Origin of the sequence: Pantoea sp. Morm (genome assembly GCF_016643525.1) — a bacterium.
GTDB classification, from domain to species: Bacteria; Pseudomonadota; Gammaproteobacteria; order Enterobacterales; family Enterobacteriaceae; genus Pantoea; species Pantoea dispersa.
Genome location: NZ_VOQX01000001.1, coordinates 176,649 through 188,216 on the forward strand (window position 1 = coordinate 176,649; position 11,568 = coordinate 188,216).

An 11,568-nucleotide genomic window follows, 5' to 3' on the forward strand; every position below is an offset into this window, starting at 1 on the left:
ATGAGCGATCGTAAATATTTCGGTACGGATGGGATTCGCGGCAAAGTGGGTGAAGCGCCCATTACCCCGGACTTTGTGTTGAAGCTGGGTTTTGCTGCCGGCAAAGTGCTGGCCCGTTCCGGCTCGCGCAAAGTATTGATTGGTAAAGATACACGGATTTCCGGCTACATGCTGGAATCGGCGCTGGAAGCCGGTCTGGCGGCTGCCGGGCTGTCTGCCGCGTTCACCGGCCCGATGCCCACGCCGGCCATTGCCTACCTGACGCGCACTTTCCGCGCCGAGGCGGGCATCGTGATCTCCGCGTCGCACAACCCGTTTGACGACAACGGCATCAAATTCTTCTCTGCCGAAGGCACCAAACTGCCGGACGACGTCGAAGCCGCCATTGAGCTGGAGCTGGAGAAGCCGCTGACCTGCGTCGAGTCCGCTGAGCTGGGCCGCGCCAGCCGTATCGTCGATGCCGCCGGGCGTTACATTGAGTTCTGCAAAGGCACTTTTCCCAGCGAGTTGAGCCTGAACGGGCTGAAGATCGTGGTGGACTGTGCCAACGGCGCGACCTATCACATCGCGCCGAATGTGCTGCGTGAACTGGGTGCGAAGGTAATTGCGATTGGCGTGCAGCCGGACGGCATGAACATCAACAAAGAGTGCGGCGCTACCGATTTGCGTCAGCTGCAGCAGCGCGTGCTGGATGAAAAAGCCGATCTCGGCCTGGCCTATGACGGTGACGGCGACCGCATCATGATGGTGGATCACCTTGGACAGAAGGTGGATGGCGACCAGATTCTCTACATCATCGCGCGTGAAGCGCTGCGTCAGGGTCAGCTGCGTGGCGGCGTGGTCGGCACGCTGATGAGCAACATGGGGCTGGAGCTGGCGCTGAAACAGCTGGGGATTCCGTTTACCCGCGCCAAAGTGGGCGACCGCTATGTGCTGGAAAAAATGCAGGAGAAAGGCTGGCGCATGGGCGCGGAGAACTCCGGCCACGTGATCCTGCTGGATAAAATCAGCACCGGTGACGGCATTGTAGCAAGTTTGCAAGTACTCACTGCGATTGTGCGCAACCACATGAGTCTGCACGATCTGTGCAGCGGCATGAAGATGCTGCCACAGGTGCTGGTCAATGTGCGTTTCAGCGGCAGCCACGATCCGCTGGAGAGCGACAGCGTCAAAGCGGCTGCCGCAGAGGTGGAAAAAACGCTGGCCGGGCGCGGGCGTGTGCTGTTGCGTAAATCCGGCACCGAGCCGCTGATTCGCGTGATGGTGGAAGGCGAGGATGAGGCGCAGGTAACCGAGCTGGCGCACAAAATTGCCGATGCGGTAAAAGCGGTGTAACCGCGTTACGGGCGGTCAGTTTGCTGCTTTCCGCCTGTAAAATCACCGGGATGGCGCTTTTTTCCGCAATCGCGAAACTTCGTGTAAATTGCGCTTGCAGAGGTATGCGCCTTTGGTTAGTATTCACACCCGCTTCTGATGGGTGATGACGAGACTCCCCGTCAATATTGGTTGAAGCTTTAACTGTGCGGATAACGCGCAAGGAAACAGGTTGATTATGTACGAAGCTCTGTTGGTTGTTTTCCTTATTGTAGCGATTGGCCTCGTTGGTCTGATCATGCTGCAGCAAGGCAAAGGCGCTGATATGGGAGCCTCATTCGGTGCAGGCGCTTCTGGTACGCTGTTCGGTTCAACCGGGTCTGGTAACTTTATGACTCGCATGACCGCGGTACTGGCTACGCTGTTCTTCATCATCAGTCTGATTCTGGGCAACCTGAACAGTAACAAGACTTCCAAAGGAAGCGAGTGGGAAAACCTCAGCGCGCCGGCTCAGTCTCAACAGCAGACTCAGCCAGCTAAACCGGCCACGCCGGGCAATGATATCCCGCAGTAAGATCGTCAGCGCTAAAGCGGCATCGTATCGTCGCAGTCAGTGAAGTGCCGAGGTGGTGGAATTGGTAGACACGCTACCTTGAGGTGGTAGTGCCCGATTGGGCTTACGGGTTCAAGTCCCGTCCTCGGTACCAAATCTCAGTATAACTTGCATTTTTCGCAAGATCGGCGTAATATTCGCCACGTTTTCGGACGCGGGGTGGAGCAGCCTGGTAGCTCGTCGGGCTCATAACCCGAAGGTCGTCGGTTCAAATCCGGCCCCCGCAACCACTTTCCCTTAGAGTTCTTTTTCAAATATACTGTATGCATCGACGGACGCATCCGCAGTCAGTTTTGAAAAAAATTCTGCTGGATGGTGTGCCGAAGCCGCATCGCGGCATACAGGGTCCAGTCACAAAAAGCCCCGAATTTTCGGGGTTTTTTGTTATCAGGAAATCGTAACACTGGGCTTTAGGCCCTTTTTTTATGTCTTGGGGGTGGGCTTGTCCACATTAGAGCAAAAGTTGACAGAGTTGATCTCTGCTCCGGTAGAAGCGCTTGGCTACGAATTGGTCGGTATCGAGTTCATTCGTGGTCGCACATCAACCTTGCGCATCTATATTGATAGTGAAGAGGGTATCAATGTTGATGATTGCGCCGATGTTAGCCACCAGGTCAGCGCTGTAATGGATGTGGAAGATCCTATTACGATGGCTTACAACCTTGAAGTTTCCTCACCGGGTCTCGATCGCCCTCTGTTCACCGCGGAGCACTATGCGCGTTTCGCCGGCGAAGAGGTGAGCCTGGTACTGCGTATGGCCGTGCAGAACCGCCGTAAATGGCAGGGCATCATCAAGTCTGTCGAAGGCGAGATGATCACGGTAACCGTTGAGGGTAACGATGAAGTGTTCGCGCTGAGCAACATTCAGAAAGCGAACCTGGTCCCCCACTTTTAAAAGTCCGGATTGAGGCTAACCAGGATGAACAAAGAGATCTTAGCTGTAGTAGAAGCCGTTTCTAACGAAAAAGCCCTGCCGCGTGAGAAAATCTTCGAAGCGCTGGAGAGCGCTTTGGCCACTGCGACCAAGAAGAAGTATGAGCAGGAAATCGACGTGCGCGTCAGCATTGACCGTCGCAGCGGCGATTTCGACACCTTCCGTCGCTGGGTGGTGGTAGAAGAAGTCACGCAGCCAACGCGCGAGATCACGCTGGAAGCAGCACGCTTTGAAGATGAAGCCTTCAATCTGGGCGATTATGTTGAAGATCAGATCGAATCTGTCACCTTCGACCGTATCACCACGCAGACCGCGAAACAGGTTATCGTCCAGAAAGTGCGTGAAGCCGAGCGCGCGATGGTGGTCGATCAGTTCCGCGAGCAGGAAGGCGAAATCATCACCGGCGTGGTGAAGAAAGTGAATCGCGACAACATTTCACTGGATCTCGGCAACAACGCCGAAGCAGTGATTGTGCGTGAAGACATGCTGCCGCGTGAAAACTTCCGCCCGGGTGACCGTATTCGCGGCGTGCTGTATGCCGTGCGTCCGGAAGCGCGTGGTGCGCAACTGTTCGTTACCCGCTCCAAACCGGAGATGCTGATCGAACTGTTCCGCATTGAAGTGCCGGAGATTGGCGAAGAAGTTATCGAGATCAAAGCGGCAGCGCGCGATCCGGGTTCACGCGCCAAAATTGCGGTAAAAACTAACGACAAACGTATCGATCCGGTCGGTGCCTGCGTCGGTATGCGCGGTGCGCGCGTGCAGGCGGTGTCCAGCGAGCTGGGCGGCGAGCGTATTGATATCGTGCTGTGGGACGACAACCCGGCACAGTTCGTGATTAACGCCATGGCACCTGCCGATGTGGCGTCAATTGTGGTGGATGAAGACAATCACACCATGGATATCGCTGTTGAAGCCGGCAATCTGGCTCAGGCGATTGGCCGTAATGGCCAAAACGTGCGTCTGGCATCCCAGCTGAGCGGCTGGGAGCTGAACGTGATGACCGTCGATGATCTGCAGGCTAAGCATCAGGCCGAAGCCCATGCAGCGATCGATATGTTCACTAAACATCTCGACATCGACGAAGAGTTCGCCACCGTTCTGGTGGAAGAGGGCTTCTCTTCGCTGGAAGAATTGGCTTACGTGCCAATCAACGAGCTGCTGGAAATCGACGGCCTCGACGAAGAGACCATTGAAGCCCTGCGTGAACGAGCAAAAAATGCGTTAACCACCCTGGCATTAGCGAAAGAAGAGAGCCTTGGTAATCAGGAACCTGCTGAGGACCTGCTGAATCTTGAAGGCCTGGATCGTGCGCTGGCGTATCGCCTGGCGTCAAAAGGCGTTTGCACGCTGGAAGATCTCGCTGAGCAAGGTGTTGACGATCTGACAGATATTGAAGGGCTGGATGATGAGAAAGCCGGTGCGCTGATTATGGCTGCACGTAATATCTGCTGGTTCGGCGATGACGCGTAATAACAGGAAGGAACAGCATGACAGATGTAACCGTAAAATCGCTGGCCGCCGAAATTCAGACTCCGGTCGATCGCCTGGTACAGCAATTTGCTGATGCAGGGATCCGTAAGTCTGAAAACGACGCCGTATCCCAGCAAGAGAAAGAGACCTTACTGTCCCACCTGAATCGTGAGCACGGTCAGACCGGTTCAGGCAAACTGACGTTGCAGCGCAAAACGCGCAGCACCTTGAATATTCCAGGCACCGGGGGTAAAAGTAAGTCGGTGCAAATCGAAGTCCGCAAAAAGCGCACATACGTGAAAGGTGATGCCGACGCTGAGCAAGCTCAGGCGGAAGCAGAAGCCGAGGCGCAGCGTGAAGCGGAAGAGCAGGCGCGTCGCGAGGCTGAAGAACAAGCCCGTCGCGAAGCTGAACAAAAAGCGCAACGTGAAGCCGAAGAGAAAGCCAAGCGCGAAGCCGCTGACAAGGCTAAGCGTGAAGCAGCGGAAAATGAGAAAGTGACTAATCAACCTACCGACGAAATGACCAAGGCTGCGCAATCTGACAAAGCCCGTCGTGAAGCTGAAGCCGCCGAACTGAAGCGTAAAGCGGAAGAAGAAGCGCGCCGTAAGCTGGAAGAGAATGCGCGCCGCGCGGCGGAAGAAGCCCGTCGTCTGGCCGAAGAGAAAGCCGCTGAATGGGAAAAACCAGAGGAAGAAGATAAGGGCGACTATCACGTCACCACTTCAACTCATGCCCGTCAGGCAGAAGACGAAAACGATCGCGAAGTCGAAGGCGGTCGTGGTCGCACCCGCACCACCAAGGCAGCGCGTCCGGCCAAAAAGGGCAACAAGCACTCTGAAGCCAAAACTGACCGTGAAGAAGCGCGTGCTCAGGTACGCGGCGGTAAAGGTGGCAAGCATCGTAAACCAAGCACGCTGCAGCAGGGCTTCAACAAACCTGCTCAGGCGGTGAACCGTGACGTCATCATTGGCGAAACCATCACCGTTGCCGAACTGGCCAACAAAATGGCGGTGAAAGGCTCGCTGGTTATTAAAGCGATGATGAAGATGGGTGCCATGGCGACCATCAACCAGGTTATCGACCAGGAAACCGCCCAGCTGGTGGCCGAAGAGATGGGTCACAAAGTGATCCTGCGCCGCGAGAACGAGCTGGAAGAAGCGGTAATGGACGATCGTGATACCGATGCTGCGCAGGAAAGCCGTGCGCCGGTCGTGACCATCATGGGTCACGTTGACCACGGTAAAACCTCGCTGCTGGACTACATCCGCTCCACCAAAGTCGCCTCCGGCGAAGCGGGCGGGATTACCCAGCACATCGGTGCGTATCACGTTGAAACCGATAACGGCATGATCACCTTCCTCGACACCCCAGGCCACGCCGCGTTTACCGCAATGCGTGCACGTGGTGCGCAGGCCACGGATATCGTTATCCTGGTGGTGGCGGCTGACGATGGCGTGATGCCGCAGACCGTCGAAGCTATCCAGCACGCGAAAGCGGCCGGTGTGCCGGTGGTCGTGGCCGTGAACAAGATCGATAAGCCAGAAGCCGATCCGGATCGCGTCAAGAACGAGCTGACCCAGTACGGTATCATCCCGGAAGAGTGGGGCGGCGAGAACATGTTCGTTAACGTCTCGGCGAAAGCCGGTACCGGCATCGACGACCTGCTGAACGCAATTCTGCTGCAGGCGGAAGTGCTGGAGCTGACTGCGATTCGTCAGGGTATGGCGAGCGGCGTGGTGATCGAATCGTTCCTCGACAAAGGTCGTGGTCCGGTAGCGACCGTGCTGGTGCGTGAAGGCACGCTGAACAAGGGCGATATCGTACTGTGCGGCTTCGAATACGGCCGTGTGCGTGCGATGCGTGACGAACTGGGTCGCGAAGTGCTGGAAGCGGGTCCATCGATTCCGGTGGAAATCCTCGGTCTGTCCGGTGTGCCGGCAGCGGGTGATGAAGCGACCGTGGTGCGTGACGAGAAGAAAGCGCGTGAAGTGGCACTGTATCGTCAGGGCAAATTCCGCGAAGTCAAACTGGCGCGTCAGCAGAAGTCCAAGCTGGAAAACATGTTTGCCAACATGACCGAAGGCGAAGTGTCCGAGCTGAACATTGTCCTGAAGTCCGACGTACAGGGTTCTGTGGAAGCGATCTCCGACTCGCTGCTGAAACTCTCCACCGACGAAGTGAAGGTGAAGATTATCGGTTCTGGTGTGGGCGGTATTACCGAAACCGACGCCACCCTGGCCGCTGCGTCCAACGCGATCATCCTCGGCTTCAACGTGCGTGCTGATGCCTCTGCGCGTCGCGTGATTGACGCTGAAAACGTTGACCTGCGCTACTACTCCGTCATCTATAACCTGATTGACGAAGTGAAAGCAGCCATGAGCGGCATGCTGGCACCGGAGTTCAAACAGCAGATTATCGGTCTGGCCGAAGTCCGTGACGTGTTCAAGTCACCGAAATTTGGCGCGATTGCCGGCTGTATGGTCACCGAAGGCAACATCAAACGTCACAACCCGATCCGCGTACTGCGCGACAACGTGGTTATCTACGAAGGCGAGCTGGAATCTCTGCGTCGTTTCAAAGATGACGTCAACGAAGTGCGTAACGGCATGGAGTGTGGTATCGGCGTGAAGAACTACAACGACGTTCGCGTTGGCGATATGATCGAAGTGTTCGAAGTGATTGAAGTTAAACGCACCATCGAGTAATTGCTGGTCGATGTGATGCAATTTGGGAGGCCTCTGGCCTCCCGAATTATTTGGGAGAAATAGTATGGCGAAAGAGTTTGGTCGCCCACAGCGCGTGGCGCAGGAGTTGCAGAAAGAGATTGCGATCATCCTGCAGCGCGAAATCAAAGACCCGCGTCTGGGTATGATGGTCACCGTGTCTGGCGTTGAGGTGTCACGCGATCTGGCGTATGCCAAAGTGTTCGTGACCTTCCTGAACGACCAGGATGAAGAAGCGGTGAAAAACGGCCTTAAAGCGCTGAAAGAAGCGTCTGGCTATATCCGTATTCTGCTCGGTAAAGCGATGCGTCTGCGCATCGTGCCGGAGCTGACCTTCTTCTACGATAACTCGCTGATTGAAGGGATGCGCATGTCGAATCTGGTGTCTAACGTGATCAGAAACGATGCTGAGCGACGGGGTGAAAGCCCGGCGGAAGACGACAAGGAGGACTGATGAGTCGTCCTCGTCGCCGTGGTCGCGATGTCCACGGTGTTTTCCTGCTGGATAAACACCAGGGCGCATCCTCCAACGATGTGCTGCAAAAAGTAAAACGCCTGTTTAATGCTAACAAGGCGGGCCATACCGGCGCGCTCGATCCGCTGGCCACCGGTATGCTGCCGATTTGTCTCGGCGAAGCCACCAAGTTTTCCCGCTATCTGCTGGATTCGGACAAGCGTTACCGCGTGATTGCCCGTCTGGGCCAGCGCACCGATACCTCCGATGCGGACGGCAATATCGTCGAAACGCGGCCGGTGACCTTCAGCCAGGCTGAGCTGGATGCGGCGCTGGAAAGCTTTCGCGGCGAGACGCTGCAGGTGCCTACTATGTTCTCGGCGCTCAAGTATCAGGGCCGCAAGCTGTACGAATATGCGCGCGAAGGCGTCACCGTGCCGCGTGAAGCGCGACCGATTACCGTGTTTGAACTGCAGTTTATTCGCTGGCAGGGCGACGAGCTGGAGCTGGAAATCCATGTTTCCAAAGGCACCTACATTCGCACCATCATTGACGATTTAGGTGAGAAGCTCGGCTGCGGTGCACACGTGATCATGCTGCGCCGTCTGCAGGTGGCGCGCTACCCGATTGCGCGCATGATGACGCTGGAACAGCTGCAGGCGCTGGCGGCGCAGGTTAATGCGGCGGAAACGCCGGATTACGCACCGCTGGACGCGTTGCTGTTGCCGATGGACAGCCCGGCGGAAGATTTTCCAGCGGTCAATCTGCCCACGCCGGTCGCGGCCTGGTTCAAACAGGGCATGCCGGTCCAGGCGGAAAACGCGCCGGCCAGCGGCCTGGTGCGGGTGACCGAAGGTGAGCAGCAGAAATTTATCGGCATGGCGGAAATCGCCGACGATGGCCGCGTGGCTCCGCGTCGTCTGGTAGTGGAGTTTGCCGACTGACCGCGTATTACCGCTGGGCGTTACAGCGCATTTGCGTTGCTACCGGGCGAAGAGTAGAATAGCGCGGCTTTAAAAGCGGGCTGCTGAATTAGAGATCGGCACCCATACATTCATTTTTTACTGGAGTTTATTATGTCTCTAAGCGTAGAAGCTAAAGCAGAGATCGTTGCTAAATACGGTCGTGGCGCTAACGACAGCGGTTCAACTGAAGTTCAGGTTGCTCTGCTGACTGCTCAGATTAACCACCTGCAGGGTCACTTCTCTGAGCACAAGAAAGACCACCACAGCCGTCGCGGTCTGCTGCGCATGGTATCCCAGCGTCGTAAGCTGCTGGACTACCTGAAGCGTAAAGACGTTGCACGTTACACCAGCCTGATCGAAAGCCTGGGTCTGCGTCGCTAAGTCTGAAGAATCTGATCAACGATGTAGCGCATGCAGTATGCAAAAAACCGCATCTGGCGATCAGATTTGTGCGAGTTTCGCGAAAAGGGGGCCTTTATGGCCCCTTTTTTCGAGCAATCCGCAGCAATCCGGACCAAACTCATGTATTGTTGCTGAGAGTGATCTTTGCTTGCAGAGGTTCGCGCGGCTAATGAGAGGCTTTACCGCAGGGGCGGTTAAGGGTTGTCATTAGTCGCGAGGATGCAACTAAAGATCGGTAATCCCCGGCGGGCCGAGCAGGCTTTGCCACGAATTTAAGGACTTAAATTTTGCTGAACCCGATCGTACGCAAATTCCAATATGGTCAGCATACCGTCACGCTGGAAACCGGCATGATGGCGCGCCAGGCCACCGCAGCAGTAATGGTAAGCATGGACGACACCGCGGTATTCGTTACCGTCGTGGGCCAGAAAAAAGCCAAAGCCGGTCAGGACTTCTTCCCTCTGACAGTGAACTATCAGGAGCGTACTTACGCCGCTGGCCGTATTCCGGGCAGCTTCTTCCGTCGTGAAGGCCGTCCAAGCGAAGGCGAAACCCTGATTGCGCGTCTGATTGACCGCCCGGTGCGTCCGCTGTTCCCGGAAGGTTTTGTTAACGAAGTACAGGTTATCGCGACTGTGGTATCTGTGAACCCGCAGGTTAACCCGGACATCGTTGCGATGATCGGTGCTTCTGCTGCGCTGTCACTGTCTGGCATTCCGTTCAACGGCCCAATCGGTGCGGCACGCGTCGGTTACATCAACGATCAGTACGTGCTGAACCCAACCGCGGATGAGATCAAACAGTCTCGTCTGGATCTGGTGGTTGCCGGTACGCAGAATGCAGTGCTGATGGTGGAATCTGAAGCGGACATCCTGACCGAAGATCAGATGCTGGGTGCTGTGGTGTTCGGCCACGACCAGCAGCAGGTTGTGATTGAAAACATCAATGCGCTGGTGGCCGAAGCCGGCAAACCACGCTGGGACTGGCAGCCAGAGCCGGCGAACGATGCGCTGATCGCACGCGTTGCCGCCCTGGCCGAAGCGCGCATCAGCGATGCGTACCGCATCACTGACAAGCAGGAGCGCTATGCGCAGGTTGGCGTCATCAAAGACGAAACCATCGCCGCACTGCTGGCTGAAGACGAAACGCTGGATGATGCCGAAATCGGTGACATCGTACACAGCCTGGAAAAGAACGTGGTGCGTACCCGTATCCTGAACGGCGAACCGCGTATCGATGGCCGTGAAAAAGATATGATCCGTGGTCTGGACGTGCGCACTGGCGTACTGCCGCGTACCCACGGTTCTGCGCTGTTTACCCGTGGTGAAACGCAGGCGCTGGTCGCTGCCACCCTCGGTACCGCGCGTGACGCACAGAATCTCGATGAGCTGATGGGCGAGCGTACTGACAGCTTCCTGTTCCACTACAACTTCCCTCCGTACTCCGTGGGCGAAACCGGTATGGTTGGCTCACCGAAGCGTCGTGAAATTGGTCACGGCCGTCTGGCGAAGCGTGGCGTGCTGGCAGTGATGCCTAAACAGGATGCGTTCCCGTACACCGTGCGCGTCGTGTCTGAAATCACCGAATCGAACGGTTCTTCTTCTATGGCTTCCGTGTGCGGTGCATCGCTGGCACTGATGGACGCTGGCGTACCGATCAAAGCGGCCGTTGCCGGTATCGCGATGGGTCTGGTGAAAGAAGACGAGAAGTTCGTGGTGCTGTCTGACATCCTCGGCGACGAAGATCACCTCGGCGATATGGACTTCAAAGTAGCCGGTAGCCGTGAAGGTATCACCGCGCTGCAGATGGACATCAAAATTGAAGGTATCACCCGCGAAATTATGCAGGTGGCACTGAACCAGGCCAAGGGTGCGCGTCTGCACATTCTGAGCGTGATGGAACAGGCGATCAGCACGCCGCGTCAGGAGATCTCCGAGTTCGCGCCGCGCATCTACACCATCAAGATCAACTCAGACAAGATCAAAGACGTCATCGGTAAAGGCGGCTCGGTTATCCGTGCGCTGACCGAAGAGACCGGCACCACCATCGAAATCGAAGATGATGGCACCGTGAAGATCGCAGCGACCGACGGCCTGAAAGCCAAAGAAGCGATTCGTCGCATCGAAGAGATCACCGCTGAGATCGAAGTGGGCCGTATCTACGCCGGTAAAGTGACCCGTATCGTTGATTTCGGTGCTTTCGTGGCGATCGGCGGCGGTAAAGAAGGTCTGGTACACATTTCTCAGATCGCCGACAAGCGCGTAGAGAAAGTGACCGATTACCTGCAGATGGGTCAGGAAGTGCCAGTTAAAGTGATGGAAGTGGATCGTCAGGGCCGCGTTCGTCTCAGCATCAAAGAAGCGACAGAGCAGAAGCCAGCAGAAGAAACCGCTGCGGTGACGACGCCTGACGCCGAGTAAGCGTTTTTCCTGATCAGCCGCTCCCTGCCAGCTGGCGGGGAGCGGTGTTTGTATACCCGGAATGCGTGGCGCGCTGGTCAGCGTGTCAGTGCAGCTGAAGCAGGACGGGTATCATCGCGAGGGCGGGAACCCTTGTGCATAGCAGGCGGATGACAGGATGGTTATCCCAATGTTTGTATTCGGGAGTGGGAAATGAAGCCTTTTTTGCGCTGGTGTTTTGTTGCGACAGCTATCACGCTGGCAGGATGCAGCAACTCCAATTGGCGT

General features: G+C 56.3%; 10 protein-coding genes and 2 tRNA genes. All 12 read left to right on the forward strand.

From position 1 onward, the window contains the following. Positions 1 to 1,335, forward strand: coding sequence for a phosphoglucosamine mutase (glmM, locus tag FT726_RS00785; RefSeq protein ID WP_021507705.1), 1,335 nt, complete (start codon positions 1 to 3; stop codon positions 1,333 to 1,335). Positions 1,336 to 1,552: 217 nt separating this feature from the next. Beyond that, positions 1,553 to 1,888, forward strand: coding sequence for a preprotein translocase subunit SecG (gene secG / locus FT726_RS00790; protein WP_010617340.1), 336 nt, complete (start codon positions 1,553 to 1,555; stop codon positions 1,886 to 1,888). 46 nt (positions 1,889 to 1,934) lie between these two features. Beyond that, a tRNA-Leu gene (locus FT726_RS00795) sits at positions 1,935 to 2,021 on the forward strand. A gap of 59 nt (positions 2,022 to 2,080) precedes the next feature. Beyond that, positions 2,081 to 2,157, forward strand: a tRNA-Met gene (locus FT726_RS00800). A 212-nt stretch (positions 2,158 to 2,369) separates the two neighbouring features. Beyond that, the gene (gene rimP, locus FT726_RS00805) at positions 2,370 to 2,822 is read left to right on the forward strand and encodes a ribosome maturation factor RimP (RefSeq protein WP_288423086.1); all 453 of its coding nucleotides are present in this window, start codon (positions 2,370 to 2,372) and stop codon (positions 2,820 to 2,822) included. Positions 2,823 to 2,846: 24 nt separating this feature from the next. Continuing rightward, entirely contained in the window at positions 2,847 to 4,334 is a 1,488-nt protein-coding gene (gene nusA, locus FT726_RS00810) for a transcription termination factor NusA (protein ID WP_021507703.1), read from the forward strand. Between the two features lie 17 nt (positions 4,335 to 4,351). After that, the gene (gene infB / locus FT726_RS00815) at positions 4,352 to 7,042 is read left to right on the forward strand and encodes a translation initiation factor IF-2 (RefSeq protein ID WP_021507702.1); all 2,691 of its coding nucleotides are present in this window, start codon (positions 4,352 to 4,354) and stop codon (positions 7,040 to 7,042) included. A 64-nt stretch (positions 7,043 to 7,106) separates the two neighbouring features. Continuing rightward, a complete protein-coding gene (rbfA, locus tag FT726_RS00820; RefSeq protein WP_021507701.1) occupies positions 7,107 to 7,514 on the forward strand; it encodes a 30S ribosome-binding factor RbfA in 408 nt (135 codons plus the stop codon). Further along, a complete protein-coding gene (gene truB, locus FT726_RS00825) occupies positions 7,514 to 8,458 on the forward strand; it encodes a tRNA pseudouridine(55) synthase TruB (RefSeq protein ID WP_104188019.1) in 945 nt (314 codons plus the stop codon). The genes rbfA and truB overlap by 1 nt, the downstream gene beginning before the upstream one ends. A 132-nt stretch (positions 8,459 to 8,590) precedes the next feature. Then, positions 8,591 to 8,860, forward strand: a complete 270-nt coding sequence (rpsO, locus tag FT726_RS00830) for a 30S ribosomal protein S15 (protein ID WP_010615981.1) — start codon at positions 8,591 to 8,593, stop codon at positions 8,858 to 8,860. Positions 8,861 to 9,168: 308 nt separating this feature from the next. Further along, entirely contained in the window at positions 9,169 to 11,301 is a 2,133-nt protein-coding gene (gene pnp, locus FT726_RS00835; protein WP_058770684.1) for a polyribonucleotide nucleotidyltransferase, read from the forward strand. 192 nt (positions 11,302 to 11,493) lie between these two features. Next, positions 11,494 to 11,568: hypothetical protein (locus tag FT726_RS00840; RefSeq protein WP_346302309.1), on the forward strand; the 75-nt coding region annotated here is incomplete at its 3' end.